We start from the raw sequence: 26,917 nt of genomic DNA, 5'->3' as shown, positions 1-26,917 counted from the left end.
AGGTCGATGGTCTCGCCAGCCGAATTAACGGTGCCCGTACCACGGCTTACGTATGAGCCGAGAATGTTGATACGAACGCTTTCGAAGGCCGAAAGCAGGCTACTCCCCAAAGAGTGAGCGCTTTATACCGGTTTTTTTGTGAAAAAACCGTGACAGTCGTTGCATTGGTTTTTTTTTAGGCGAGTCTGGCGTCTACCAACGCAAAAACTAGCTTTTGGAGTCTTGGGTTTATGTCCGTACCGTGCTCCACGCGCAGCCGCCTGGCGCTTTTGTCCGTCGTACTGGTGACGTTTTTAGCGGCTTCCAGCGCTCCGACGCCGCTTTACCACCTTTACCAAGAGGCCTGGCATTTCAGCCCGGGCATGTTAACGCTGGTGTTCGGGGTTTATGCGTTCAGTCTCCTGGCCGCCTTGCTGACACTGGGGTCGCTGTCGGACTACCTGGGCCGCAAGCCGGTGGTGCGGGGTGCAATTGCGTTGAACATGTTGGCAATGGCGTTGTTTATCTACGCTGATTCAGTCGGCTGGCTGCTGGCGGCGCGGCTGGTGCAAGGGTTCGCCACGGGCATCGCCACCAGCGCGGTGGGCGCCGCGTTGATCGATACCGACCGCCAGCAGGGCTCGCTGCTCAATAGCCTGTCGCCACTTTTGGGGCTGGCCTTGGGGGCGCTGGGGGCCAGTGCGCTGGCGCAGTTCACACCTTACCCGCTGCAATTGTCCTACGGATTGCTCGCCGGGCTGATGGCGTGTCAGGTTCTATTATTGGCCGCCTTGCCTGAAAGCATAAGCCGCCAACCCGGTGCCTTGGCTTCCTTGCGGCCTACCTTGAGTTTGCCGGCGCAAGCGCGCGCAACCTTGTGGCGGGTCATGCCGGTCAATGTGGCGGTGTGGATGTCCGGTGGTTTCTTTTTATCACTGGCGCCTTCGCTGGTGCGGGCGGCCACTGGGTCCAGTTCCAACCTGATTGGCGGCGCCTTGGTCGCCACCCTTAACTTAAGCGGCGCCGCCGCTATCTATGCCCTGCGTAACAGCGCCGCGCAGCGTACTCTGCGGCTCGGCACCCTGATGCTCGGCGCGGGTGTGGGCCTGTTGCTGATCGCTACGTGGGGCGCGATTCTGCCGCTGTTTTTTATCGCCACCCTGGTCACCGGGTTGGGCTTTGGCAGCGCTTTTCTGGGGGGCGTGCGCAGTGTCATGCCGCTGGCCCATGCGCACGAGCGAGCAGGGTTAATGGCCACTTTTTATGTATTCAGTTACCTGGCTTTTTGCCTTCCGGCGATGGGCGCGGGTTTCCTGGTGCATGATTTCGGCCTGGTGCCGACCACCTATGCTTATGGCGGCGTGCAGATCGCTTTGTGCCTGGCAGCCCTTGCCGGTATGTGGCGACGAACCCTTGACCCTGCCACCGTTCGGTGAAGAATAGGCGGGCGCGCGCTTGACCCTTTCAGGCTTGGCGCAGGCCGCAAGCTTCGAACGGCCGCTTAATCCACATCAGGTAGGGACGATGAGTCAAAAGTCGCAGTTTGCTTTGTTCGGTAAAAGGCGCTTCCTGCCTTTTTTCATTACCCAAGCTTTGGGCGCGTTCAACGACAATGTCTTCAAGCAATCGCTGATCCTGGCCATCCTCTACAAGCTGGCCATCGACGGCGACCGCTCGATTTGGGTCAACCTGTGCGCCTTGCTGTTTATCCTGCCGTTTTTCCTGTTTTCCGCCCTGGCCGGCCAGTTCGGTGAAAAATACCCTAAAGACCAGTTGATCCGCCTGATCAAGCTCGGCGAAATCGCCATTATGCTGGTGGGGGCCTGCGGTTTTCTGTTCGATCACCTGTGGCTAATGTTGCTGGCGCTGTTCGCCATGGGCACCCACTCGGCGTTGTTTGGCCCTGTGAAGTATTCAATCTTGCCCCAGGCGCTGCGGCCGGACGAGCTGGTGGGCGGTAATGGCTTGGTGGAAATGGGCACCTTTTTGGCGATCCTGGCCGGGACCATCGTCGCTGGGGTGATGATGGCCTCGCAGCAATACGCACCGATGGTGGCCACCGCCATTGTTTTGATCGCCTGCCTCGGCTACCTGGCCAGCCGTGGCATCCCGGCGGCGCCCGCTGTAGCGCCGGAGCTACCGATCCAGTGGAACATTTTCAAACAAACCTGGGCCACCCTGCGCCTGGGGTTGGGGCAAACACCGGCGGTGTCTCGCTCCATCGTCGGAAATTCATGGTTCTGGTTTGTCGGGGCGATTTACCTGACGCAAATTCCAGCGTACGCCAAGGAATGGTTGTACGGCGATGAAACCGTGGTCACCCTGATTCTCACGGTATTTTCCGTAGGCATTGCCTTGGGCTCGATGCTTTGCGAGAAGCTTTCAGGGCGTAAGGTGGAAATTGGCCTGGTGCCCTTCGGCTCCTTTGGCCTGACCCTGTTCGGGCTATTGTTATGGTGGCATTCCGGGGGCTTCCCGCAAGCCGCACAGCCCCATGACTGGCTAGGGGTATTGGCCATCGGCCAAGCCTGGTGGGTATTGCTGGACATCCTTGGCCTAGGGGTATTTGGCGGCTTTTACATCGTGCCCCTGTATGCGCTGATTCAGTCGCGCACCGCCGAACACCAGCGGGGCCGGGTGATCGCCTCCAACAATATCCTCAACGCGTTGTTCATGGTGGTGTCGGCCATCGTCTCCATTGTGCTGCTCAGCGTCGCCAAGCTATCGATCCCGCAGTTGTTCCTGGTCATCTCCCTGATGAACATCGCGGTCAACGCTTATATCTTCAAGATCGTGCCCGAGTTCAGCATGCGCTTTCTGGTCTGGTTGCTCAGCCATTCCCTGTACCGGGTTCAGCATCAACATCTGCAGCGTATCCCGGACCAGGGGGCGGCGTTGTTGGTGTGCAACCATGTGTCGTTCGTCGATGCGCTGTTGATCACTGGCGCGGTGCGGCGGCCCATTCGCTTTGTCATGTACTACAAAATCTACCAACTGCCCGTGCTGAACTTTATTTTTCGCACCGCCGGGGCCATCCCGATTGCTGGGCGTGGCGAAGATCTATTGATTTACGACCAGGCTTTCAAACGCGTCGCCCAGTGTCTGGCCGCCGGTGAGTTGGTGTGTATTTTCCCCGAGGGTAAGTTGAGCCAGAACGGTGAAATCGATGCCTTTAAAAAAGGCACCGTCACGCTGCTTGAACAGAGCCCCGTGCCGGTGATTCCGCTGGCGTTGCAGGGCCTATGGGGGAGCCTTTTCAGTCGCGACCCTAACAGGGGGCCGCTACGCCGTTTATGGTCGCGGGTGACCTTAGTGGCGGGCGAGCCCGTCAGCGCTGAACAGGCTACGCCCGAGCTGCTGCGTGAGCGGGTGCAGGCTTTGCGCGGCGTCAGGCGCTGAGCTTGAGGCCGACCAGACCCAGTACGATCAAGCCCACGCTGGCCAGTTTGACCAGCGCCATGGACTCGCCGAACAGCAGAATACCGGCGGTGACGGTACCCACCGCGCCCACCCCGGTCCACACCGCATAGGCAGTGCCCAGGGGCAGCTCGCGCATGGCCAAGCCGAGCAAGCTCAGGCTGGCGGCGATTGCGCCAACGGTGAGCACGGTGGGGAGGGGGCGGGTGAAGCCTTCAGTGTATTTCAGGCCGACGGCCCAGCCGACCTCTAATAGGCCAGCGAGTAACAAGATAAGCCAGGACATAGCAACCTCTATCCAACGGAGGGGCCGTCCCCTTGTCGATCACCCATTGCGGGGGCGCGAGGTCGTCCTCGCCGCGGGCACTATGGTGCCCAACGGCGCGGCCAGGGTCAATTGCTGGTGGGCTTGTCGCCGGCGCCAGGCGCTGGGGTATCGGAGCCCGGCATGTTGCGGAAATAAGTCGACAGAAGCGCCCCAGAGATGTTGTGCCAGACGCTAAACAGCGCGCTCGGTACGGCAGCCAACGGCGAAAAATGGGCGCTGGCCAACGCGGCCCCGAGGCCAGAGTTTTGCATGCCGACTTCCAGTGCCAGTGACTTGCGTTGCGCCAGGGGCAGCTTGAACGCTTTGCCGGTGAAGTAGCCCAGGACAAAGCCAAAGCTGTTGTGCAGGATGACCACCAGCATGATCAATAAGCCTGACTCGGCGATTTTCGCCTGGCTGGCGGCCACCACCGCGCACACGATCATCACGATGCTCACCACCGAGACCAGCGGCAACACATCCACGGCGATCTGCACGCGGGCGCCCAGCAGCTTTTGCGCCAGCACCCCGAGAACGATGGGCAGCATGACCATCTGCAGGATCGAGATAAACATGTCGGCGAACGACACCGGCAGCCAGGCCGAAGCCAGCAACCAGATTAGCGCTGGCGTCAGCAACGGCGCCATCAAGGTCGTCACCGCGGCGATCGCTACGGCCAGGGCCAGATCGCCTTTGGCCAGCCACGCCATGACGTTCGATGAAGTGCCGCTGGGGCAGCAACCCACCAAGATGACGCCGACGGCGATTTCCGGGGGCAGGTGAAACACCTGGCAGAGCAACCACGCCACGCCGGGCATGATCACGAAGTGCGCGACCACGCCCAAGGCCACGCGCCAGGGGTGGCGGGTGACTTCGGCGAAGTCTTCGAGTTTCAGAGTCAGCCCCATGCCGAACATGACCAGGCCCAGCAGGGGGACAATAAGCGGTTTGAGGCCGATGAACCATTCCGGCTTGAAGAACGCCAACACGGCGAACAGCAAGACCCAATAGGCAAAGGTGTTGCCAACGAAGCGGCTTAAGGCAGCCAGTGCGCGCATGGCGGGGTGTCCTTGTTATAGGGGGGGCGTCTGGCAAGATCGGGGCGAGCCCCGATCGTGTCGGTGTTGCACTCAGATCCCTTGGGGCAACTCTTCGCCACCCAGTGCTTCGAACAGCGCCGGGAGGAATTCGCCAAAGGTCAGCATCATCAGGGTAAAGCTGGCATCGAGCTGCCCGAGGGCCTCTTCGCCGCCGTCTTCCTCAGCCTGGTCCTGCAGCAGCTCTTCGAACTTCAGGCGTTTGACCACCATCTTGTCATCGAGAACGAACGACAGCTTGTCTTGCCAGGCCAGGGACAACTGGGTCACCTGCTTACCGGTGCTCAGGTGCAGCTGAATTTCATCGCTGGTCAGGTCCTGGCGTTTGCAGCGCACGATACCGCCATCTTCTTCGGTGTCGCGCAGCTCGCACTCATCCAGTACATAGAAGTCATCGGCGGCTTTCTGCGTTTTCACCCAGTCGGTCATGGTCGCCGTAGGCGCGACCTTCACGGTGAGTGGGCGCACGGGCAGGGTGCCGATGACTTCACGCAGGGTGGAGAGCAGGTCTTCGGCGCGCTTCGGGCTGGCCGAGTTGACCAGGATCAGGCCTTGCTTCGGCGCGATGGCGGCAAAGGTCGACGAACGACGAATGAAGGCGCGAGGCAGGAATGCCTGGATGATTTCATCCTTGATCTGGTCGCGTTCTTTTTTGTACACCTTGCGCATTTGCTCGGCTTCGATTTCCTCGACCTTCTCTTTGACCGCGTCGCGCACCACGCTGCCGGGCAGGATACGTTCTTCTTTGCGTGCCGCGATCAGCAGAAAATCCTGGCTCACGTGCACCAGCGGTGCGTCTTCGCCTTTACCGAAGGGGGCGACGAAACCATAGGTGGTCAATTCCTGGCTTGCACAGGCGCGGGCCGGCTTGGTCACGAGTGCAGCTTCCAGCGCCTCGGGATCGAACTCGGTATCTTGGGTCAGGCGGTAGACCAGCAGGTTTTTGAACCACATGGGGTGCATCTCTCCTCAACACATAAGGGGGGCATTATTCTCCGTGTAATCGCCCACGCCAACCCTGCGCTAAGTCTTTGGAAGGGCTGAGAAAATATTTTGAGAAAGTGCTTGCCAGAGTTTGGGTCGCTCCGTAGAATGCGCGCCACACCGAGAGTGAAGGGTGATTAGCTCAGCTGGGAGAGCATCTGCCTTACAAGCAGAGGGTCGGCGGTTCGATCCCGTCATCACCCACCAATCTCTTATAAAGGTGTTACGCGCAGCGGTAGTTCAGTCGGTTAGAATACCGGCCTGTCACGCCGGGGGTCGCGGGTTCGAGTCCCGTCCGCTGCGCCATATATTAGCTTTGAGGCCCTTGAACTCCTTGAAGCGACAAAAAAAGCGACCTTAGGGTCGCTTTTTTTTGCTTCAAATTTGCCTTCAGGCTACTTTCCTCTGCGGTTCGCCAGTAGTTTTTGCGCCATATCGGCTGGCCAGCCTTTTTCTGTTCCCGCCGAGTAGATTGCCCAATGCCATTTTTCCAGCGCTTTGCCTCGTTACTCGACCAGGCACGCCGCGCCCTGTCACTGGTGTGGGACACCTCTCGCGGGTTGTTTATCGGCTTGGTGTTGGCCACGCTCCTGGCCGGGGTACTCCCGGCCCTGGCGGCATGGCTGGGGCAGCGCATCGTCGACGCCGTGGTCGCCGCCATGCAACTGCATGCCCAGCAGGGCGACGCGCCGTTGTGGCCGGTGATGCGTTATGTCCTGTACGAAGCCGGGGTGCTGGCGCTGATGTCCGCTGCCCAGCGAGCGCTGTCGGTGCAGCAATCGTTGCTGCGGGTGCAGTTGGGCCAGAAGGTCAACACCATGATCCTGGAGAAGGCCCAGACCCTGTCCCTGTTGCAGTTCGAGAACTCGGAGTTCTACGACAAGTTGGTAAGGGCTCGCCGCGAAGCCTCCACGAGGCCCTTGGCGTTGGTGGTGAAAACCCTGGGCCTGATGCAAAACCTGATTCAGTTGATCAGCTTCGGCCTGTTGCTGGTGCATTTTTCCCCTTGGGCGCTGGCCTTGCTGGTAGTCGGCGCATTGCCGGTGTTCTTCGCCGAGGCGCGCTTTTCCGGTGACGCGTTTCGCTTGTTCAGCCGGCGGGCGCCAGAGAGCCGCCAGCAGGGTTATATCGAGACGCTGCTGTCTCATGAGTCCTATATAAAAGAGGTGAAGCTATTCGGCTTCGCCCCGTTGCTGCTGCAGCGCTACCGCGACACCTTCGCCCGGCTGTATGCCGAGGACCGTCGCTTGACCCTGCGCCGCGACGGCTGGGGTTTCGCCCTTGGCCTGCTGGGGACGGCCGCGTTCTACCTGGCCTACGGCTGGGTGGTGATCGACACCGTCGGCGGTCGCATCAGCCTCGGCCAGATGGCCATGTACCTGGTGTTATTCAAGCAAGGGCAGGCGGCGGTCAGCAGTAGCCTCAGTGCCATCAGCGGCCTTTATGAAGACGGCCTGTACTTGTCCAACTTGTATGAGTATCTGGCCGAGCCTGTGGTCGCTGAGGCCGGCCACCTCACAGCGGGGGTCACTCCGGGTGATGGTCTGCGCTTTGAGGGCGTAGGGTTTCGCTATCCGGAATCCAGCCGCTGGGCCTTGAGCGATGTCGACCTGCACCTGGCACCGGGTTGCAGCCTGGCCATCGTCGGGGAGAACGGCTCTGGCAAAACCACGCTGATCAAACTCCTGACCCGCCTTTATCGACCTGACCAAGGCCGCATTTTGCTCGACGGCAGCGATTTGCAGGACTGGGACCAGCACGCGCTGCGCCAGCGCATCGGCGTGATCTTTCAAGACTACATCCGCTACCAGTTTTCGGTCGGGGAAAACCTCGGGGTGGGCGACACCCGTGCCTTCGACGACGAAACACGCTGGCGCGAAGCGGCCACCGCAGGCATGGCCGCCGATTTCATCGAACGCCTCGACAAGGGCTACGCAACCCGTTTGGGCCGGTGGTTCGCCGGGGGGCAGGAATTGTCCGGCGGGCAATGGCAGAAGATCGCCCTGTCACGGGCCTACATGCGCCGCGACGCCGACATCCTGATCCTCGACGAGCCCACTGCGGCGCTGGACCCGGCTGCCGAAGCGGCCGTATTCGAACACTTCAGCCAACACACCCAGGGGCGTATGACCCTGCTGATTTCCCACCGTTTTTCCAGCGTACGCAGCGCCGACCAGATCCTTGTCCTGGACCAAGGCACGGTGCTTGAGTGCGGCGATCACGCCAGCCTGATCGCGGCCGGTGGGCGGTATGCGCAGTTGTTCGATCTGCAGGCGCGGGGGTATCGGTAGGTTTCGGGCGATGTTGCGCTAGCAACAGTTGGGCAACACTTCGCGCTGAGTGGCAACACTTGGCTAGGCGCACTCTCGGCTCAACTCGCTGATATATAACGTTTAAAAGACATGGCACAGTTGCTGCTCTGTCCTCCCATACCTCACGCGAAAGCGCCGTACTGGAGAACAAACATGAGCCAGCAACCGATCAAATTCGCCTATTGGGTACCCAATGTCAGCGGTGGCCTGGTGGTCAGCAAAGTCGAGCAGCGCACCCACTGGGGTATCGACTACAACCGTAAGTTGGCGCAGATTGCCGAGCGTTCCGGGTTTGAGTACGCGCTGACGCAAATCCGCTTCACCGCGGGTTACGGCGCCGATAATCAGCACGAGTCCGTGGCGTTTAGCCACGCGCTGCTGGCCTCCACCGAAAAGCTCAAAGTGATCGCCGCGATTCTGCCTGGGCCGTGGACACCGGCAGTGGTGGCCAAGCAGTTGGCAACCATTGACCAGCTCACCGCCGGGCGGGTCGCAATTAATATCGTCAGCGGTTGGTTCAAGGGTGAATTCACCGCCATTGGTGAGCACTGGTTGGAGCATGACGAGCGCTATCGGCGCTCGGAAGAGTTTATCCGGGCACTCAAGGGCATCTGGACCACCGACAACTTCACCTTCAAGGGCGATTTCTATCGGTTCCACGACTACACCTTGCGGCCCAAGCCGATCCAGCAGCCCCACCCGGAAATCTTTCAGGGCGGCAGTTCGCGGGCGGCGCGGGACATGGCGGCGCGGGTATCGGATTGGTACTTCACCAACGGTAATAGCGTCGAGGGCATTAAGGCGCAAGTCGATGATATTCGCGCCAAGGCCGCCGCTAACGGGCACTCGGTGAAGATTGGGGTGAACGCTTTTATCATCGCCCGTGACACTGAGGAGGAAGCTCGGGCAGTGCTCGCCGAGATCATCGATAAGGCAGACCCAGAGGCCGTCAACGCATTTGGCGCAGCGGCCAAGCAGGCCGGCAGCGCCAGCCCGGAAGGCGAGGGTAACTGGGCCAAGTCCACCTTCGAAGACCTGGTGCAATACAACGATGGCTTCAAAACCAACCTGATCGGCACGCCCCGGCAGATCGCCGAGCGCATCGTTGCGCTCAAGGCGGTGGGGGTAGATTTAGTCTTGTCGGCTTTCCTGCATTTCCAGGAGGAAGTGGAATACTTCGGCCAGCACGTACTGCCCTTGGTGCGCGAGCTGGAACAGGGCGGGTTGCCAGCGGCCCCGGCAAAAAGGGCCGTTAGCGCCTGATGGGGCTTACACCGACAGGTTCAGCAGCCGTGTGCCCTGGACCGTCGGGCTAACACCGCGGCGATTGACCGCCAGTTCGCCGCATTTGATCAACCGCGTACGGGTAATGTTGCGGCTCAGGCCCAGCAATTGGGCGGTGTGCACCTGATTGCAATGGCTAAAGCGATAGGCGGCGCGCAGCAATGCATCTTCGACCTTGCTGTGGAGGTCGCCGGCTTGTTCCTCAAAAAGCCTATCGAACGCCCGCTGCAGAAGGCCTTCGCCGCTGTCATCGGCCTGCGGCGCTTCGCCCGGCCGCTCGATTAGGCGGTTGGACATGCGTAAATCGTCCTTCTCAATCACGCCACTGCGGCAGATTAACAAGGTGTGATGGATGACGTTTTCCAGCTCGCGAATATTGCCCGGCCAATCGTAGCTGAGCAGCTTGCGCTCGGCTTGTGGGCTCAGTTGAACCGGCCCATGGCCGAGGCGGTCGCGGTACACCCCGATAAAATGCCGGGCCAGGGGCAGGATATCACCCAGGCGTTCGCGCAGCGGGGTCAGGCCCACGCGCACGACATCGATGCGGTAGAACAGGTCTTCGCGAAAGCGCCCGGCGTGGATGGCCTGTTCCAACAGCACGTTGGTGGCCGCCACGATGCGCACGTCGATGGGGATGCTCTTGCGTGAGCCTAGCCGCACCACTTCACGCTCCTGCAGCACCCGCAGCAGCTTGACCTGAATCGCCAAGGGCAGGTCGCCGATTTCATCCAGAAACAGCGTGCCGCCGTTGGCTTCCTCGAACCAGCCAGCTTTGGCCCCCAGGGCGCCGGTGAACGCGCCTTTTTCATGGCCGAACAGTTCGGCCTCCACCAGCGATTCGGAAAACGCTCCGCAGTTGACCGCGACGAAGGGCTTGCTGCGACGTTCACTCAGGGCATGGATGTGGCGGGCGATCAGCTCTTTGCCGGTACCGGTCTCACCGATGATCAGCACGCCAGCATCGCTAGGGGCGATTTGCTCCAAGTGCGCAAGCAGGGCGCGCGACTGAGGGTCTTCGAACACTTGCGCGGTGGCCCGAATTGACGTGGCGAGGTTGGGCGAGGGCGCGAGGGTCAGCAATTGCATGGCGATCACTCTTGTTCAGGCCGTTGGGAGGAAATACGTGCCTGAGGCTAAATGATATAAGGAAGCAAAAATAAATAACCTTTTTGTCTGAGCTTATGCGTAGGAGGGGGTCTTGCCCCCGATCTTTTTCGCTCTTTGGCGGCAATGGCGGGGGCAGTGGCGAAGGTCAAGAGCTCGGGGGCGAGCCCCCTCCTACGATCGGTGGTGTAGTTGATATTCGGGGGCGTGGTGGTGTTGGCCGTTTGTGATCGAGCTCCCCGTTCGCTTTGGCAGCGCTCATCAGAAAACTATTTCGGCAATACCGATTCATTGTTCTGCACCTTCAGCAAGGGCTTAAACAAGCGGCTCCACAAAGCCACGATCGCCAGAGTACTGGCTGCACCGGTCAGCGCGGCAGGTACGGTGCCTAACAGCGTCGCGGCCACCCCGGCACGGAATTCGCCCAGCTCATTGGATGAGCCGATAAACAGCATATTCACTGCGCTCACGCGCCCGCGCATGTCGTCTGGGGTGGCGAACTGGATCAACGAGGAACGGATGTACACGCTGATCATATCGGCCGCCCCCGCCACCATCAGCGCCAAGAACGACACCCAGAACCAACTCGACAGGGCAAACACCAAGTTGGCCACGCCGAACACCGCCACGGCAATAAACATGCGTTGCCCCATATGGGCATTCATGGGGCGCAGGGTCAGGTAGAAACCCATGAGCAACTCGCCCACGGCAATCGAGCTGCGCAGCAGGCCGAGCCCCACCGGGCCGACATGAAGAATATCCTGAGCATAGATCGGCAGGAGCGCCACCACGCCGCCCAGCAGCACCGCGAACAGGTCCAGGGAGATAGCCCCAAGAATGATCGGCCGTGAGGTGATGAAGCGAATGCCCGCGGTAAAACGTCCCACTGCGTTCAGGTCCTCGTCACCGCGCATCGGCGGCACATGCACCTTGGGCACGAATTCCAGCAGCACCACCCCGGTCAAAAAGCCCATGAGGCAGACGCCATAGGTCCAGCCGCCGATGCTCGCATAGAGCACGCCGCCCAAAAGGGGGCCGGCGATCACGGCGATTTTCATGATCATGCTGTTGGTGGCAATCGCCTGAGCCAGGTGCTCGCGCGCGACGATCTGCGGTAGCAGGCTTTGCAGCGCCGGGCCGGTGAAAGCGCGGGTGCAACCGAACACCAGCAGGGCCAGGTAGTAGGGCAGGGTATCGCTGACGCCGCTGAGGGTCAGCCAGAGCAGCGCGGCGCTGGATAGGGTGGCGAAACTCCAACTGATTTGCAGAATTCGTCGCCGGTCGTGGCGGTCCAGCAAGTCGCCGGCCGGTAGCAGCAGGATCACCATCGGAATGAATTGCGCCATGCCCACGTACGCTAGAGTCAGGGGCTGGCGGGTCAGGTCATAGAGGTGCCAGGCCACCACGATGGCCTGGATCTGCATGGCGAACACAGCAGCTAGGCGAACCCCAATGAAAGCGATGAATCCTGGCTGGGAAAAGACGGCGGAGGTCGAGCGAGAGGCGGTCAAGGTAAGGCGTGTCCGAGTTGGAAATATCGAGGAAACGGGGGCGGGCCCGGCTCCACTCTAGATGAGTGGATCCAGTAACGTCTAGTTACGTTTGTTGGGATGTGTGGGCGCAGGGGCGAGCAGCGGCCATTTTTTCAGCCATCGCCTACTCATAAATGCCACAATCGCATCTTTGATTTTTCGGGCGAGCGGCGTGGTGGACGACGAAAACAACGAGGTGCTGCGCGAGCGCGTCGAACGGGTACTGGCTGAGGTGCACGATGCCTGGGGCATGATCCGGGTGTTGGAAGTGGACGATTACCGGTTTCTCGAGTTCGGTGACGCCATCGAGCAAAGCTGTGTGTTCACCGCCGACCCCAGCTGGTTGGAGTACGACTACACCCGCGCCATGCTGATCGGCGCGCTGTGCCACCCGCAGCCGGACAGCGCTTTATTTCTGGGCCTGGGCGCCGGCACCCTGACCCAGGCCTGCCTGCGCTTTTTACCCGTCGAGGACGTCGAGTGCATCGAGCTGCGCCCGGCGGTACCGCACCTGGCGCACGAATACCTGGGGCTCGATGACGACCCGCGGCTCTACATCCGTGTCGGTGATGCCTTGGAGCTGTTGGACACGGCAGAAAGTGCCGACCTGATCTTCGTCGACCTTTACACCGACTTTGGCCCAGCACCGGCCCACTTGGCCTGGGGTTTTCTGGAAAACTGCCAGAAACGCCTGAGCCCAGGCGGCTGGTTGATCATCAACCAATGGGCCGACGACCACGGCAAGCCGCTGGGGGCGGCCCTATTACGCGGGCTGTACCATCGGCACTATTGGGAGCTGCCGGTCAAAGAAGGCAACGTCATTCTGATGGTGCCCGCCGACCTCGATCAGCACCTGGACCTAGCCGGCCTCAGCGCCCGCGCCGAAGCCCTGGCGCCGCGCCTGGGCTATTCGCTGCAGAGCTTGATCGGCGCTATTCGCCCGGCAACCTGAATATCAGCGGCCCAGGAACGCGCCGGGGCGGCCTTGTTCGACGGCCAGTGTGCCTTCCCGGGCATCTTCGCTGTTGAGCAATTGCCGAGTCAGTGCTGGAAGCGCCGTGGTACTGGCCGCCACCCCCGCGTACACCGCCATGCGCGCGGAGGTCAGGGTTGCCTGAATGCCCAGGGGCGCCTGTTGCGCGATGCGCTCAGCGAGCTTGAGGGCATTGGGGAGCAGGTCTTCGCTGGCCATCACTTCTTGTACCAGGCCAAGGCGTAGCGCTTCGTGTGCGTCGAATTCATCCCCCGTCAGCAACCAGCGCATGGCGTTGCCCCACCCGGCGAGCTGTTGTAGGCGAATGGTTGCGCCACTGAAGGGGAACAGCCCGCGCTGGACTTCCAACTGCGCAAAGCGGGTGTTGCTGGCGCAAAAATTGATATCGGCCGCCAGCATCAATTCAATCCCCAGGGTCAGGCAGTAGCCCTGCGCCGCGACGATCACCGGTTTAGTAACCTGCGGCCCGTCGGAAATCCGCCACGGGTCGCAGCCGCCTGTCGGAACTTGCCAGCCCTCGATGAAGGTGTCGCTCACCGCGTCCAGGTCCAAGCCCGTGGTGAAATGATCGCCGTGGGCGAACACCAACGCGACCCGCGCTTCACTGTCGCGCTCGAATTCGCCATACGCAAGGCTGAGCTGGTCGAGCAGGGAGCGGTCGAACGCATTGCGGCTGGCGGCGCGGTCCAGGCCGATCAACAGCACGGCGCCGCGACGTTCACGGGTGACTTGGCCGGGGCTGGGTTGAGTCATGACGGACGATCCTCGAGTGGCGTAGGTGGGTGAAACGTTTTAGCCAGCAAGCCTGGCATAACCGGCCTGGATAAAATAGCGGGCCTTGAAAGATGGCGCAAAGCTACAGTGGCAAAGGGTCGCAGCTTGTAGGAACTGATAAAAAACTCTCACTTTTCCGCCAATTTCAGGTATAGTGCGCGCCGGTCTTTAAACAGGCCACGTTTAGGTAGCGCAATCCCCCGAAGACAGCTTCGGCTGCACGTCCGTTACGATGGACACTCCCCGAACGATTCTTTTCATTCAATCGTTTTCGCAAATCCCCGCCGACAAAGCTGCCAGGGTGACTCTCGAGTCTTACAAGGCATGCGCAGCTTTGGAGCATGGGTCTTTGCGGATGCACTTAGAGGCAGACCCATGACCCAGGAACTCGGCGGCTTCGCCGCTCTCGAACTTCACCCGAACATTGTTGCTGCAGTCGTAGCTACCGGCTACGAAGAGCCTTCGGCTATTCAGCACCAATCGATCCCGATCATCCTTGCCGGTCACGATATGATCGGCCAGGCGCAGACAGGTACCGGTAAAACCGCTGCTTTCGCTCTGCCGATCTTGCATCTCATCGACCCGAGCAAGCGCGAGCCGCAAGCCCTGATCCTAGCGCCAACCCGTGAGTTGGCGTTGCAAGTAGCCACCGCCTTCGAAACCTACGCCAAGCAGATGCCTGGCGTTACCGTGGTGGCAGTATACGGCGGTGCCCCGATGGGCCCGCAACTGAAAGCTATCCGCAACGGCGCGCAAATCGTCGTCGCGACCCCTGGCCGTCTGTGCGACCACTTGCGTCGCGACGAGAAAGTCCTCGCCACGGTTAACCACCTGGTGCTCGACGAAGCTGACGAAATGCTCAAGCTGGGCTTTATGGATGACCTTGAAGTCATCTTCAAGGCCATGCCGGAAACCCGCCAGACCGTGTTGTTCTCGGCCACCTTGCCGCAGTCCATCCGGGCGATCGCCGAGCGTCACCTCAAAGACCCGAAACACGTCAAGATCCAGACCAAAACTCAAACCGTCACCGCGATCGAGCAGGCTCACCTGCTGGTTCACGCCGACCAGAAAACCTCCGCTGTCCTGCGTTTGCTGGAAGTGGAAGAGTTCGATGCCTTGATCGCCTTCGTGCGCACCAAGCAAGCGACCCTCGACCTGGCCAGCGCCCTTGAAGCCAAAGGCTACAAGGCTGCAGCCCTGAACGGCGACATCGCGCAGAACCAGCGTGAACGCGTGATCGAGTCGCTCAAGGATGGTCGCCTGGACATCGTGGTCGCCACCGACGTCGCTGCCCGTGGTTTGGACGTTCCGCGTATCACCCACGTGTTCAACGTCGACATGCCGTACGACCCCGAGTCTTACGTGCACCGTATCGGCCGTACTGGCCGTGCCGGCCGCGAAGGTCGTGCGCTGCTGCTGGTGACTCCGCGCGAGCGCCGCATGCTGCAAGTGATCGAACGTGTGACTGGGCAGAAGGTTGCCGAAGTACGTCTGCCTAATGGCCAGGCCGTGCTGGATGCGCGCATCAAGAAGCTGACCAACAGCCTCGCGCCGCTGGTTGCCGATGCTGAAGGCACCCATGGTGATCTGCTCGATCGCCTGACCGCCGATATCGGCTGCACCCCGCGTGCCCTGGCTGCAGCCCTGCTGCGCAAGGCAACCAATGGTCAAGCCTTGACCCTGGAAGCGGTCGAGCGCGAGCAGCCGTTGGTGCCTACCAGCACCCCGCGTGAGCGCACCAGTACTGACCGCCCTGAGCGCGGTGATCGTGAGCGTCGTGCGCCGATCCCATTGGGCGAAGGCCGCGCACGCTGCCGTACTGCCCTGGGTGCTCGTGACGGCATCGCAGCGAAGAACCTGTTGGGCGCTATCCTCAATGAAGGCGGCCTGGCCCGCGAAGCTATCGGTCGCATCCAGGTGCGCGACAGCTTCAGCTTGGTCGAGCTGCCGGAAGATGGCCTGGAGAAGCTGCTGAGCAAGCTCAAGGACACTCGTGTAGCGGGCAAGCAGTTGAAGCTGCGTCGCTATCGCGAAGATTGATCCTGCGCTGAAATAAAAAAATCCCCGACTGGTTCGGGGATTTTTTTTGCGTCGGCAAAACCTCAGGCGAAACTGTAGATGTCCATGCCCAGGGCACCTAACGTGAAACCTTGGTGCTCGATGGCAAATTGCCCGCCGGCGCCTCGGGCAAAGTACAGTGGCAGCAAGTGCTCGTCACTGGGGTGATTGCGCGCGGCGTGGGGGGCTTGGCGGCGGTAGTCCAGCAGGGCTGCGCTATCGTCCTTGGCCAGGGTTGCCACGAACCAGTCACGAAATGCCAGGGCCCAGGGCGTGATGCTTTCGGGCCCAGCGTGCCAATCCAGCTCGCGCAGGTTGTGGGTGATACTGCCCGAGCCGATCAGTAACACATTCTGCTCGCGCAGCCCGGCCAGCGCCGCCCCCACCTGCTGCTGCAATGCAGGCCCCTGCTGGCTAGGCAAGGACACCTGAACCACCGGGATGTCGGCTGCGGGGTACATCAGTGATAAGGGCACCCAGACACCATGGTCGAACGGGCGGTTTGCATCGAGGCGGGCGCTCAAGCCCGCGGCGTTGAGCCGGTCGGCAATCTCTTGAGCCAAGGTAGGCTGGCCGGGGGCAGGGTACTGGACCGCGAACAACTCGGCAGGAAAGCCACCGAAGTCATGCCAGGTGGCTGGCCGCTCAGCGCTGCCAACCCGCAGCTCCGGGCTTTCCCAGTGGGCCGATACCACCACGATCGCCGTGGGCGTGGGTAGCCGTGCGGCCAAGGCCGCCAGAGCAGGGCCGCTGGCGCCAGGTTCCAGGGCAAGCATGGGCGAGCCGTGGGAGATAAACAGGCTGGGTAGCATGGTAAGGCTCCAAGGGAAGTTAAACGTTGCGCCTATCTTCCAACGGTCATAGATCTAAATCTAATATAAGTTTTGCCGGTCCAACATCGAGAAAGTGGTTTATTTCGCGCCCACAAAAAAGGGCGACTTTCGTCGCCCTTCTTATGTTGCAGCCTATTAACCGCGGCGGCGCAGGGCCTCGATACGGTCTTCCAGTGGCGGGTGGGTCATGAACAAGCCGGCCAGGCCATGCTTCAAGCCACCGTTGATACCAAAGGCGTTCAAGGTGTCGGGCATGCGCACCGGCACGCCCTGTTCGGAACGCAGGCGCTGCAAGGCACCGATCATTGCATTGGTGCCGGCCAGGCGGGCCCCGGCTTCGTCAGCACGGAATTCGCGCTTGCGCGAGAACCACATGACGATGGTGCTGGCGAGAATGCCCAGAACCAGTTCGGCAACGATGGTGGCGATGTAGTAAGCAATGCCCTGGCCTTCTTCGTTTTTGAAGATCACCTTATCGACGAAGTTACCGATGATGCGGGCGAAGAACATTACGAAGGTGTTCACCACGCCCTGCACCAGCGCCAGCGTCACCATGTCGCCGTTGGCAACGTGACCGATTTCGTGCGCCAGCACGGCGCGCACTTCGTCTGGCGAGAACCGCTCGAGCAAGCCCTGACTGACAGCGACCAGTGCGTCGTTCTTGTTCCAGCCCGTGGCGAAGGCATTGGCCTCGTAGGCTGGGAAGATACCCACCTCTGGCATTTTGATGCCCGCTTCACGGGACAGCTCTTCAACGGTTTGCAACAGCCACTGTTCGTGCCGAGTGCGCGGTTGAGTGATGATCTGGGTGCCGGTACTCATTTTCGCCATCCACTTGGAGATGAACAGCGAAAAAATCGAGCCGGCAAAGCCGAATACGGCACAGAAAATCAGCAGCTGATTCAGGTTGAGGTCAACCCCATTGGCCGCCATGAACCCGTTGAAGCCGAACAGGCTCAGGGTGATGCTGGCAATCAGCACCACCGCCAGGTTGGTGGCCAGGAACAGCAGGATGCGCATCATGGTTGTTACATACTCCTCACGGATGAAAGTCTTGCGTAAGCGCTATATAAGGCGCCGCCGGGGGCGATTCAACCAAGGGACTATTTCAAACTGTTTCTCTGGGGCTGATTCGGCGAAATTGAACAGTCTGCGGGCATAAATGGCCTGATATGCCCGCCGGAGAAGTGTAACCAGATACCTCTGTTTACTGCCGGTAGCTTTTTAGGAAGCTGCCGATACGGCCGATCGCTTGCTCCAAGTCGTCGACCCGGGGCAGGGTGACCACGCGGAAGTGGTCGGGCCATGGCCAGTTGAACGCCGTGCCCTGGACCACCAGGAGTTTCTCGGAGAGCAGCAGGTCGAGGACGAATTTCTCGTCGTTGAGGATCGGGCACACCTTGGGGTCGATGCGTGGAAACGCGTACAACGCGCCCATGGGCTTCACGCAGCTTACGCCCGGGATGTCGTTGAGCAACTCCCACGTGCGGTTACGCTGCTCGAGCAGGCGGCCAGCAGGCAGTACCAGGTCATTGATGCTCTGATAGCCGCCCAGGGCGGTCTGAATCGCATGTTGGCTGGGCACATTGGCACACAGGCGCATATTGGCCAGGATGTCGATGCCTTCGATGTAGCTTTGGGCATTGTGCTTGGGCCCGGAAATAGCCACCCAGCCGGAACGAAAACCCGCCACTCGGTAAGATTTAGACAGCCCGTTGAAGGTGAGGCACAGCAGGTCGGGGGCCAGGGAAGCGGTGCTGATGTGCACGGCTTCGTCGTAGAGGATCTTGTCGTAGATCTCGTCGGAAAACACCACCAGGTTATGCTGGCGGGCCAGTTCCAGCATGCCTAGCAGCACTTCCTTGGAGTACACCGCGCCGGTGGGGTTGTTCGGGTTGATGATCACCATCGCCTTGGTGTTGGGGGTGATCTTGGCCTTGATGTCGGCCAGGTCCGGCCACCAGTTGGCTTGTTCGTCGCACAGATAATGCACGGCGTTACCGCCAGCGAGGCTGACGGCGGCGGTCCACAGCGGGTAGTCGGGGGCTGGGATCAAGACTTCATCGCCGTTGTTGAGCAGCGCCTGCATGGACATCACGATCAATTCGGACACGCCATTGCCCAGGTAGATGTCTTCTATCCCGACGCCTTCTACCTGCTTTTGCTGGTAGTACTGCATGACGGCCTTACGCGCGCTGAACAAACCTTTGGAATCACTGTAGCCCTGCGCTGTCGGAAGGTTGCGGATGACGTCCTGGAGGATTTCTTCGGGCGCCTCGAAACCAAAGGGTGCCGGGTTGCCAATGTTCAACTTGAGGATACGATGGCCCTCTTCTTCGAGGCGCTTGGCGTGCTTGAGTACCGGGCCGCGGATGTCGTAGCAGACGTTGGCGAGCTTATTCGATTTGCTGAACTGCATGAGGGGATCCCGAGAAGTGAAGACTGTCGCCTGGGGCACCGTGGAAAATCGCATTTGAATGCCGGTAGGCCGGATGCCAGACTGCTGTACTAAAACCGAATCATACGTGCGGCCCGGCTCTTAAAAAAGACACAGTTCGGGCTTTTTCAGCCGCTGAGGTGTATCGATGCAAAAGATTGAAAAAAACCTAGAAGAATGGCGTGAAATGCTCGATCCAGAGCAATTCAACGTATGCCGTCTAAGCGCCACGGAACGGCCGTTTACTGGCCGTTATAACGACGAAAAGCGCGCTGGCGTTTATCACTGCGTTTGCTGCGAAGCGGCGTTGTTCGACTCTGCCAGCAAATTCGACTCCGGCTGCGGCTGGCCCAGCTTCTATGAGCCTATCGCCGAGCAGGCCATGGTCGAGATTCGCGATGTCAGCCATGGCATGATCCGCACCGAGGTCAAGTGCTCCACCTGCGACGCGCACCTTGGCCATGTGTTTCCCGACGGCCCGCCGCCGACGGGGCTGCGTTACTGCATCAACTCGGTGTGCCTGAACCTGGTCCCGCGCGAAACGGCGGCATCGCCCACATGAGCCCTGATCTGCGGAATATCCCGTGCCTTACCCTGGACGGCCAGCACAAGACCCTGGGCGAATTCGCCGGCAAGGTGCTGTTGGTGGTCAATACTGCCAGCCAGTGCGGCTTCACTCCGCAGTACAAAGGCCTGGAAGAGCTGTGGCAGCGTTATCGCGGCAGAGGGCTGATGGTGCTGGGGTTCCCCTGCAACCAGTTTGGCAATCAGGAGCCGGGCGATACGTTGGACATCGCGCAGTTCTGCGAGGCGAAATTCGGCGTCAGCTTTCCGGTGTTTCGCAAGGTCGATGTCAATGGCGAGTTGGCTCACCCCTTGTTCGTCAAGCTCAAGCACAAGGCGCCGGGGCTGCTGGGCAGCGAGCGGATCAAATGGAATTTCACCAAGTTTCTGGTGAGCCGTGACGGTAGCCAGGTCAAGCGCTTCGCGCCGATCACCAAACCGGCTGCGCTTGAGGCAGCGATCGAAGAGATGCTCGGTTAAGCACTTTACCTACAGCACCTAATCGACCCAGTGCTCGATCAGCGCCATCAGCTCTTCCCGGCGAAAAGGTTTGGCCAGGTAGTCGTTCATACCGGCCGCTCTGCATTTTTCGCGCTCTTCAGGCATGGCGTTGGCCGTGAGGGCGACGATGGGCAAGTGCGGCCAACGGCCACTTTGGCGAATCCGCCGGCTGGCTTCATAGCCATCCATGACCGGCATGTTGCAGTCCATCAGCACCAGATCGAAAGCACTGCCCTCTAGCTCCGCCAGGGCTTCGCCGCCGTGGGCGGCGATGGTCACCTCACACCCCAGCTTACCGAGCATGCCCTTGGCCACCAGTTGGTTGACCGGGTTGTCTTCCACCAGCAGGATCCTTGCGCGTTTATCCGTTGGCAGCACCTGGCGAGCATTGAAGTGGGTCTCCGGCTCGTCGCCCTGGAGCGTGCGCCGTAGGGTCTGGTAGAGCGCGGCCCGCGCCAATGGCCGGGCCTGTTGCTGCAGTGGCATCAATGCCAAGGCTTGTTCGCTGGGCAGGAAGTTGCCGTAGGCCGTCAGCAGCAGGATCGGCGCGCTCACCCGTGGGCGCAGGGTGAACAGGCAGTCCAGTGAGTCGGTGATCAATAGGTCGGGGGCCAGGCCCGCCAGTTCCACGTCCAAATCGCAACGTTGGTAGTCGATGCCCCACAGCGGTAGAAAGGTCGCCAGCAATTCGGCCAGGCCACTGTGCTCGTCACTGATAGCCACCACCTTGCCTGAAAGCGCTGCAGCCGTGCCACAGGGGGTATGCGCGGGTAACGGCAGGTCGGCGCAGAAGACGCTGCCCTGGCCGCTTTGTGATTCGATGCTAAGGCGGCCCTGCATGGCTTCGCATAAATTGTTGGTGAGGGCCAAGCCCAGGCCGGTGCCACCAAACTGGCGGGTGATACCGGCGCCGGCCTGGGTGAATGGCTGAAAGATCTTGACCTGGGCTTCCTCAGGGATGCCAATGCCGGTGTCGCACACTTCGATGCGCACACCGCCGGGGCGGCTGTTCAGGCGCACATCCACGCGGCCCAGGCGGGTGAACTTCAAGGCATTGGACAAGAGGTTGCTGACGATCTGCCGCACCCGCGTGGGGTCGCCCAGCACCAGGGCGGGAAACTCTGGGTGGATCAAGCACGTCAGTTCAACTCCGGGCGCGGCGTTTTGCGAAAGCAGGTTGGCGGTGTCTTCGATGAGGGCGCCGAGATCGAACGGGATGCGTTCGAGTTCCAGCTGGCCGGCATCGAATTTCGACAGGTCGAGGATATCGTTGAGCAGCTCCACCAGTACCTTGCCCGAGTCATGGGCAATCGACAGTTGCTGGCGTTGCTCTGAAGTCAGCGGGCTGTCCAGCGACAGCGCAATCATGCCCAGCAGGCCATTGAGGGGCGTACGAATTTCGTGGCTCATGTTGGCCAGAAAGGCAGCCCGTGCCTGGGCCATGTCGAGCGCCGTGCGGCGGGCTTTTTCCAGTTCTTCGTTGGACAGGCTAAGGCGCGTGTTGCTGGCCTTGAGTTCGGTGGTGCGCGCCGACACGATATTTTCCAATTCGCCCAAGTAGTCGGTCAGGCGGTTTTCGGCAGCGCGACGCTGCTGGATCTCGGTGGACATGCTGATGAACTGCTGGTTCGCTACCTTCACCAGTACGCCGATTTCATCGTGCTCGTGCCCAGGGGGGAATTCCAGGCGCTTGGGCCGGGGCAGCTGGGGGTCGTTGCCGCTGAGGGCGCGAATCACCTCCACCAGGGGTTTGGTCAGCATCATGTAGAACAGGGCCAGCAGGATCCCGGCTAACACGAGGCTGCGGATAAAGCCGCTGATCAGGGTGATTTCCGAGCGCTGGATAAACCGTGTGCCGATGGCCAGGGTGTCGACGTCGATCTGCAGCAGGCCGAGGCGTTCATCGGGGTAGGTGCTAAGAAACAGGGGGTCTTCGTATTGTCGATTGGCGCCGAACAGAAAGTCGGTGAGCACCCGATAGCTGCTCTGGGGGCGCGGCCGTTGCACATTGGCGAGCATGGTATTGTTGTTGTCGATCAGCCGCGCGGCGATGATCGATTCCGCTTGCAGCAGGCCCAAGGTCAGTTCTTTGGCCAATTGCGCGTCGATGTTGTAGGCGATACGCGACGCCGGGTTGTGGCTGACATCCAGCAGCGAGCGCATCTGCCGATCGATGGCATCGCCGACGTTGGCGTAGTCCAAGCCGATCTGGATAAAGCTCAATAGCGTACCCAAGATAAAACCGACGACAACCGTCAGCCTCGCCTGTTTGTAGGACAAACGTTGGGTGAACTTAATATCCATGGTGTTCGAGTCGACTCTTATTCCGTGCGCTGCGCTAGCATAGCTGATGACGACCCTGCTAAGGCAGTTTTGCCGGCAAGGGTTTTACCCTCTTTCTACTCTATTGGGAGATCGCGTGGATTCTCGATTGGATGCCTTTCTGCAGCGTGCCGATGCCGTATTGGCGCGTATTGAGCCGCTTTTGCCCGCCCCGCGCCCGCCCATCGATTGGGCGACCTGCCTGGCCGCGCGCTGGCACCGCGAAGGCCGAAGCGGCTACCTAATGCCACTGAACGTCAGCCTCGATATGCGCTTGAGCGACTTGATCGGGGTCGACCAGCAACGGGACCGGCTAGCCGGCAACACGCGCCAGTTTCTCGATGGCCTGCCGGCCAACCACGCCTTGCTGTGGGGTTCCCGTGGCACGGGTAAGTCATCTCTGGTGCGGGCACTGCTGGCGGAATACGCCGGCAGTGGCCTGCGCTTGATCGAGATTGAGCGTGATAACCTGGCAGACCTGCCCAGGGTGGTGGAGCTGTTACAGGCTCAGCCGCAGCGTTTCGTGTTGTTTTGTGACGACCTGTCATTCGAGGCCGGGGAGGGCGACTACCGGGTGCTCAAGAGCGTACTGGACGGCTCCCTCGAGCAGGCGCCGGATAACGTGCTGCTGTATGCCACGTCCAATCGGCGCCACTTGGTCCCTGAGCAGGAGAGCGACAACGAGAACTGGAAGCGCGTGGGCGCTGAGCTGCACCCCAGCGAAGCGGTGGAAGACAAGATCGCCTTGTCCGACCGCTTCGGGCTGTGGTTATCCTTTTACCCCTTCACCCAGGAACACTACCTGGCTGTGGTGGAGCATTGGATCAACGAGCTGGCGCAGCGCGGCGGCCTCAGTTGGCAACGCGATGAAGCGCTGGATGTGCTCGCTGTGCGCTGGGCGACCGGGCGGGGCAACCGTAACGGGCGATGCGCCTATCAGTTCGCGCGGTATTGGGTGGGTTTGAAATTATTGGAGCGTCATTCATGATCGATTTGCAGCAGGCCGGTGAAGGCCTGGACGGCTATGCATTGCTCAGTGCACAGCTTGAGGCACTGTTGGCGGGCGAGCGCGACTTCATCGCCAACGCCGCGCAATTTTCTGCGTTTCTGTACCACCACGTCGAGGACCTCAACTGGGCCGGGTTTTACCTGAACCGCAATGAAGAACTGCTGCTGGGGCCGTTCCAGGGGCAGGTGGCCTGTGTGCGTATCCCGTTCGACCGCGGGGTATGTGGGGCCGCCGCGGCGACTCGGCAGACTCAACGGGTTGAAGATGTGCACGCGTTTCCCGGGCATATCGCCTGCGACAGTGCCTCCAACAGCGAGCTGGTGATCCCGCTGGTGAAGGATGGGCAATTGATTGCGGTATTGGATTTGGACAGCCCAACAGTCGGGCGTTTTAGCGAGGACGACCAGCGCGGGCTGGAGCGTTTGGCGGCGATATTTCTGGCGGCAACGGATTGCTGAAGAAAGGAGCGGCGAGCCCACTTTAACAGTGGGCTTCAAAAACAGCCGATAAGCGCGATCAGTCGTAGATCGCTTTTTTCTTCCACTGGCTTTCGCTGTCGTCTTCTTTCAAGCCCTGGGTCAGCTCGTTAACTTCGTCTTCCGACGGTTCGATATTGGTCAATACCATGGAATTGGCGCGCCCCAGCAGTTTTTCCATGTACTTGAGCTGTTCGGTATACAGAGCCGGTTCAGGTTGCTTGCGCAGGTATTGAACCCCCCGTTCGAACGCCAAGCGGGCCTGGCCGGGCTGCTCGTCTTGCAGGGCTTTCTGCCCCAGGTTATTGAAAAACTCGATGTGCAGCAGCACCAGCATGTGGCGTACTTCGCGGATCCAGTGCTTAGCTTCGGTGGGCTGCAAAAAGCCGTCCTGGGCAGCACGGCTAACCTGATTGTGCAGGGCTTCGAGGAGGAAGCGCACATCCTTGGCCTTGGCTTCGGTCTGGATCGGGTTGGGCGGGTTGCTGATCTTGATCGCATCGCCTTTGCCGATTTCCGCTTCCAGTTCACCCATGCGTGCCTTGATAGCCGCGTTGCCCTTGTCCGTCTGCAGCATGCGCTGGTTGATGTTCAGCTCCAGGCGTGTCATCAGCAGCTTGAGGGCAGGCGTGGTGAGCTGACCGGGAAAGGTGGCCGATATCTCCTCGCAGCGACGCAGCCGGTCGGCAAGTTCCACCTTGGTTCGGGCTTTCTCGATCTTGCCGTTTTCCACCACGTTGTTCAGGTAACCGATGGCTATGAGAATCGCGATACCGGCTACGATGAGCAGGGTGATCATAAGTGGAGTCACCGTTAAGGCCTCATCAAGTTGATAATTGTTCGAGTTTAGTTGCGTAATGTGCCGCGTGATAGAGCTGCCTACACCGGCGCTTGAGGGGTTTATCGGCAGGTTTGCCGAGGACCTTAGCGGTTGTGTGATTGTGGCATATTGATATCATCTCTGGCTACGGGGCCCTCCTATATTGAAGCGGCCGACGCGGTACTTTATCGGCCAGGAAGTCATTGATTTAGATAAATTTATATCAGGGGGTTGACGCCCCCTCGATCCATCCATAGAATGCGCGCCACTTACAGCGTAAAGCGCTTTGCGCAACGCGGTAAGCAGTGAATGTTGTAGCGTGTCCCCTTCGTCTAGTGGCCTAGGACACCGCCCTTTCACGGCGGTAACAGGGGTTCGAGTCCCCTAGGGGACGCCATTGCGGGAATAGCTCAGTTGGTAGAGCACGACCTTGCCAAGGTCGGGGTCGCGAGTTCGAGTCTCGTTTCCCGCTCCATTTTTAAACAACGTTGCTTTAGGGTGGCGTTGAGTGAAACCAGAACCCCATCTCCGGGTGTGGTACTGGACGCTGAAATACACACCATGTGTTTCAGTTAGCGTGTCCCCTTCGTCTAGTGGCCTAGGACACCGCCCTTTCACGGCGGTAACAGGGGTTCGAGTCCCCTAGGGGACGCCATTTGCGGGAATAGCTCAGTTGGTAGAGCACGACCTTGCCAAGGTCGGGGTCGCGAGTTCGAGTCTCGTTTCCCGCTCCAAATTAAAGTCTGGGAGGTGCATTAGCAGCTCCCGGATAAAAAAAGGACCTTAGGGTCCTTTTTTTGCGTCTGCGTTTTGGCCTCTGCGCCTTGTCATTTGCCCTGCAAAAAAACCTCCAGCGCGCGCCAATAGTCAGCGCTTTGCGAAATCGAGTTGTGCCCTACGTGGTCAATGACCTGCAGCTTTGCCACCCCGGGAGGGAAGTGGCTGAACAGCGACTGGGTGCTAGGCAAAGGGATCAGCGTGTCGTCAGCTGCGGCGAGCAGTAGGGTCGGGGTGCGCACCCGTTGCGCGAACTGCCAGGACTCGAACCTGTCATGCAGCATCCAGCGCACTGGAAACCACGGCATCCGGTGCTCGGCGATTTCTCTCAGGCTGTCGTAGGGGGTGATCAGTACCAACTGCGTTGCCGGCCGCTCGCTGGCCAGCTGCACCGCTACGCCGCTGCCCAGGCTGCGCCCGATCACGACAATACGCCCATGCTCGCTGCTGACACGGTCGAATAGCGCTTGAGCATCGCGCTGCAAGGCGGCTTCAGACGGCGAACCGCCGCTGCCGCCAAAGCCGCGATAGTTCATCAGGTACAGCGCGTGGTCAGGGAAGGCTTTGCTGAACTCTGGCAGATTGCGCGTGACGTCCTCGGCATTGCCGCCGAAATAGATCAGCGCATCGGGGCCCGGCAGGGGGCGGGTGGAAATAACCACGTTGGCGCCATCGACCGGCAAGTTCAGCAGGGTGACCGGGATGTCAGGGCTGCGCGCTTGTGGCACGTAAATGAACAGGCGTTGGGCAAAGAACAAGCCGATGCACAGGGCGAGGTAAAGCCCAATCGCCGCACCGAGCATCAGGGTTAAGCGGTGCGGCCAGCGGCGCTTGCGGTCCATTGGATGCCCTAGGGCTTAGCCCTTTGATTCGGATTGACCGCGTAGCGAGGGGCTAGCGGTCGCTCAATGGCGGCTGTCTTGTGACGACAGGCTGAGTAACTGTTTTTCCTGATTCCAGTCGAACGGCTCATCGTTTACTTCGGCTTCATGGCGCCGCTCTTCCAGGGCCTGATAGAGCTCGATTTCTTCATCGGGCATAAAGTGCAGGCAATCGCCAGCGAAAAACCAGAGTAGATCCCGAGGCACCAGGTGGGCGATCTGTGGGTAGCGTTGGATGACCTGGCAGAGGATGTCCTGGCCCAGGTATTGGCTTTCCACAGGCTCTACCGGCAGTTGCGCCCGAAGCTCATCGAAACGCTCCAAGAACAGCGCATGGCTCTCGTCCGGGACTTGTTCCGCTTCGCCCAGGGCCACCAGAATCGTGCGCAAATGATCGAGCAGGTTGAGCTGTTGGTCGAGATAGGCGTTGGCCATGTTGGGGTCCTTTAAAGCAA

General features: G+C 60.3%; 22 protein-coding genes, 6 tRNA genes and 1 pseudogene. 16 read left to right on the top strand and 13 right to left on the bottom strand.

The genetic code is table 11. The annotated features are described in order from the left end of the window. The first annotated feature begins 230 nt into the window (after positions 1 to 230). Both QCL65_RS19080 and QCL65_RS19075 read left to right on the top strand, forming a co-directional pair. Positions 231 to 1,415 carry an MFS transporter gene (locus QCL65_RS19080; RefSeq protein ID WP_407311485.1) on the top strand — a complete coding sequence of 395 codons (1,185 nt, stop codon included), beginning with the start codon at positions 231 to 233 and terminating at the stop codon, positions 1,413 to 1,415. 88 nt (positions 1,416 to 1,503) lie between these two features. Continuing rightward, positions 1,504 to 3,378, top strand: coding sequence for an MFS transporter (locus QCL65_RS19075; RefSeq protein WP_407311482.1), 1,875 nt, complete (start codon positions 1,504 to 1,506; stop codon positions 3,376 to 3,378). On the opposite strand, the gene sugE is transcribed toward QCL65_RS19075, so the two are convergent. The 3 genes from sugE to rdgC all read right to left on the bottom strand — a co-directional run bounded on the left by sugE (position 3,368) and on the right by rdgC (position 5,754). Then, positions 3,368 to 3,682: a quaternary ammonium compound efflux SMR transporter SugE gene (gene sugE / locus QCL65_RS19070; RefSeq protein WP_407311480.1), complete on the bottom strand. Its 315-nt coding sequence runs from the start codon at positions 3,680 to 3,682 to the stop codon at positions 3,368 to 3,370. The genes QCL65_RS19075 and sugE overlap by 11 nt on opposite strands. 107 nt (positions 3,683 to 3,789) lie before the next feature. Further along, positions 3,790 to 4,761 (bottom strand): bile acid:sodium symporter family protein, encoded by a 972-nt coding sequence (locus QCL65_RS19065; RefSeq protein WP_407311478.1) that lies wholly within the window; start codon positions 4,759 to 4,761, stop codon positions 3,790 to 3,792. Between the two features lie 72 nt (positions 4,762 to 4,833). Next, positions 4,834 to 5,754 (bottom strand): recombination-associated protein RdgC, encoded by a 921-nt coding sequence (rdgC, locus tag QCL65_RS19060; protein ID WP_407311476.1) that lies wholly within the window; start codon positions 5,752 to 5,754, stop codon positions 4,834 to 4,836. A gap of 161 nt (positions 5,755 to 5,915) precedes the next feature. Here rdgC and QCL65_RS19055 point away from each other — a divergent pair. The 4 genes from QCL65_RS19055 to sfnG all read left to right on the top strand — a co-directional run bounded on the left by QCL65_RS19055 (position 5,916) and on the right by sfnG (position 9,359). After that, positions 5,916 to 5,991 (top strand) — tRNA-Val (locus tag QCL65_RS19055). 22 nt (positions 5,992 to 6,013) lie between these two features. After that, a tRNA-Asp gene (locus QCL65_RS19050) sits at positions 6,014 to 6,090 on the top strand. 173 nt (positions 6,091 to 6,263) lie between these two features. Then, positions 6,264 to 8,075: an ABC transporter ATP-binding protein gene (locus QCL65_RS19045; protein WP_407311474.1), complete on the top strand. Its 1,812-nt coding sequence runs from the start codon at positions 6,264 to 6,266 to the stop codon at positions 8,073 to 8,075. A gap of 174 nt (positions 8,076 to 8,249) precedes the next feature. Next, positions 8,250 to 9,359, top strand: a complete 1,110-nt coding sequence (gene sfnG / locus QCL65_RS19040; protein ID WP_407311472.1) for a dimethylsulfone monooxygenase SfnG — start codon at positions 8,250 to 8,252, stop codon at positions 9,357 to 9,359. 6 nt (positions 9,360 to 9,365) lie between these two features. Here sfnG and QCL65_RS19035 read toward each other — a convergent pair whose 3' ends face one another. Together QCL65_RS19035 and QCL65_RS19030 are read right to left on the bottom strand one after the other, a co-directional pair. Further along, the gene (locus QCL65_RS19035; protein ID WP_407311470.1) at positions 9,366 to 10,466 is read right to left on the bottom strand and encodes a sigma-54 interaction domain-containing protein; all 1,101 of its coding nucleotides are present in this window, start codon (positions 10,464 to 10,466) and stop codon (positions 9,366 to 9,368) included. Positions 10,467 to 10,753: 287 nt separating this feature from the next. Then, a complete protein-coding gene (locus QCL65_RS19030; RefSeq protein ID WP_407311468.1) occupies positions 10,754 to 11,995 on the bottom strand; it encodes an MFS transporter in 1,242 nt (413 codons plus the stop codon). Between the two features lie 217 nt (positions 11,996 to 12,212). Here QCL65_RS19030 and QCL65_RS19025 point away from each other — a divergent pair, with 217 nt between their 5' ends. Then, positions 12,213 to 12,968: a spermidine synthase gene (locus QCL65_RS19025; protein ID WP_407316929.1), complete on the top strand. Its 756-nt coding sequence runs from the start codon at positions 12,213 to 12,215 to the stop codon at positions 12,966 to 12,968. A gap of 3 nt (positions 12,969 to 12,971) precedes the next feature. On the opposite strand, the gene QCL65_RS19020 is transcribed toward QCL65_RS19025, so the two are convergent. Continuing rightward, positions 12,972 to 13,763 (bottom strand): crotonase/enoyl-CoA hydratase family protein, encoded by a 792-nt coding sequence (locus tag QCL65_RS19020; RefSeq protein WP_407311466.1) that lies wholly within the window; start codon positions 13,761 to 13,763, stop codon positions 12,972 to 12,974. Positions 13,764 to 14,125: 362 nt separating this feature from the next. Between QCL65_RS19020 and QCL65_RS19015 the strand changes: the two are divergent. Continuing rightward, positions 14,126 to 15,824 (top strand): annotated as a pseudogene (locus QCL65_RS19015) (DEAD/DEAH box helicase). 62 nt (positions 15,825 to 15,886) lie between these two features. On the opposite strand, the gene QCL65_RS19010 reads toward QCL65_RS19015, so the two are convergent. The 3 genes from QCL65_RS19010 to QCL65_RS19000 all read right to left on the bottom strand — a co-directional run bounded on the left by QCL65_RS19010 (position 15,887) and on the right by QCL65_RS19000 (position 19,094). Beyond that, complete coding sequence (locus tag QCL65_RS19010; protein WP_407311464.1) at positions 15,887 to 16,654, bottom strand: DODA-type extradiol aromatic ring-opening family dioxygenase; 768 nt, start codon at positions 16,652 to 16,654, stop codon at positions 15,887 to 15,889. 156 nt (positions 16,655 to 16,810) lie between these two features. Then, entirely contained in the window at positions 16,811 to 17,698 is an 888-nt protein-coding gene (htpX, locus tag QCL65_RS19005; protein ID WP_407311462.1) for a protease HtpX, read from the bottom strand. A gap of 184 nt (positions 17,699 to 17,882) precedes the next feature. Further along, positions 17,883 to 19,094 carry a pyridoxal phosphate-dependent aminotransferase gene (locus QCL65_RS19000; protein WP_407311460.1) on the bottom strand — a complete coding sequence of 404 codons (1,212 nt, stop codon included), beginning with the start codon at positions 19,092 to 19,094 and terminating at the stop codon, positions 17,883 to 17,885. Positions 19,095 to 19,260: 166 nt separating this feature from the next. On the opposite strand from QCL65_RS19000, the gene msrB reads away from it, so the two are divergent. Further along, entirely contained in the window at positions 19,261 to 19,674 is a 414-nt protein-coding gene (gene msrB / locus QCL65_RS18995; protein WP_407311458.1) for a peptide-methionine (R)-S-oxide reductase MsrB, read from the top strand. Then, positions 19,671 to 20,156, top strand: a complete 486-nt coding sequence (locus QCL65_RS18990; RefSeq protein WP_407311456.1) for a glutathione peroxidase — start codon at positions 19,671 to 19,673, stop codon at positions 20,154 to 20,156. The genes msrB and QCL65_RS18990 overlap by 4 nt, the downstream gene beginning before the upstream one ends. An 18-nt stretch (positions 20,157 to 20,174) precedes the next feature. On the opposite strand, the gene QCL65_RS18985 is transcribed toward QCL65_RS18990, so the two are convergent. Continuing rightward, a complete protein-coding gene (locus QCL65_RS18985) occupies positions 20,175 to 22,481 on the bottom strand; it encodes an ATP-binding protein (RefSeq protein ID WP_407311454.1) in 2,307 nt (768 codons plus the stop codon). Between the two features lie 115 nt (positions 22,482 to 22,596). Here QCL65_RS18985 and QCL65_RS18980 point away from each other — a divergent pair, with 115 nt between their 5' ends. Beyond that, positions 22,597 to 23,487 carry an ATP-binding protein gene (locus QCL65_RS18980; RefSeq protein WP_407311452.1) on the top strand — a complete coding sequence of 297 codons (891 nt, stop codon included), beginning with the start codon at positions 22,597 to 22,599 and terminating at the stop codon, positions 23,485 to 23,487. After that, the gene (locus QCL65_RS18975; protein ID WP_407311450.1) at positions 23,484 to 23,966 is read left to right on the top strand and encodes a GAF domain-containing protein; all 483 of its coding nucleotides are present in this window, start codon (positions 23,484 to 23,486) and stop codon (positions 23,964 to 23,966) included. The genes QCL65_RS18980 and QCL65_RS18975 overlap by 4 nt, the downstream gene beginning before the upstream one ends. A 58-nt stretch (positions 23,967 to 24,024) precedes the next feature. On the opposite strand, the gene QCL65_RS18970 is transcribed toward QCL65_RS18975, so the two are convergent. Continuing rightward, a complete protein-coding gene (locus tag QCL65_RS18970) occupies positions 24,025 to 24,795 on the bottom strand; it encodes a hypothetical protein (RefSeq protein WP_407311448.1) in 771 nt (256 codons plus the stop codon). 330 nt (positions 24,796 to 25,125) lie between these two features. Between QCL65_RS18970 and QCL65_RS18965 the strand changes: the two genes are divergently transcribed. The 4 genes from QCL65_RS18965 (at position 25,126) to QCL65_RS18950 (ending at position 25,538) form a co-directional block, all read left to right on the top strand. Further along, a tRNA-Glu gene (locus QCL65_RS18965) sits at positions 25,126 to 25,201 on the top strand. Positions 25,202 to 25,203: 2 nt separating this feature from the next. Beyond that, positions 25,204 to 25,279 (top strand) — tRNA-Gly (locus tag QCL65_RS18960). 104 nt (positions 25,280 to 25,383) lie between these two features. Then, positions 25,384 to 25,459: transfer RNA gene (locus QCL65_RS18955), tRNA-Glu, on the top strand. Positions 25,460 to 25,462: 3 nt separating this feature from the next. Beyond that, positions 25,463 to 25,538 (top strand) — tRNA-Gly (locus QCL65_RS18950). Between the two features lie 93 nt (positions 25,539 to 25,631). Here QCL65_RS18950 and QCL65_RS18945 read toward each other — a convergent pair. Further along, positions 25,632 to 26,423, bottom strand: a complete 792-nt coding sequence (locus tag QCL65_RS18945; RefSeq protein WP_407311446.1) for an alpha/beta hydrolase — start codon at positions 26,421 to 26,423, stop codon at positions 25,632 to 25,634. A gap of 63 nt (positions 26,424 to 26,486) precedes the next feature. Next, positions 26,487 to 26,897, bottom strand: a complete 411-nt coding sequence (locus QCL65_RS18940) for a PA2817 family protein (protein WP_407311444.1) — start codon at positions 26,895 to 26,897, stop codon at positions 26,487 to 26,489. Positions 26,898 to 26,917: the final 20 nt, after the last annotated feature.

Origin of the sequence: Pseudomonas sp. nanlin1, assembly GCF_045571515.1 — a bacterium.
Classification (GTDB): domain Bacteria; phylum Pseudomonadota; class Gammaproteobacteria; order Pseudomonadales; family Pseudomonadaceae; genus Aquipseudomonas.
The sequence above is the reverse complement of the archived record's forward strand: the minus strand, read 5'-3'. Positions and strand labels throughout refer to the sequence as shown.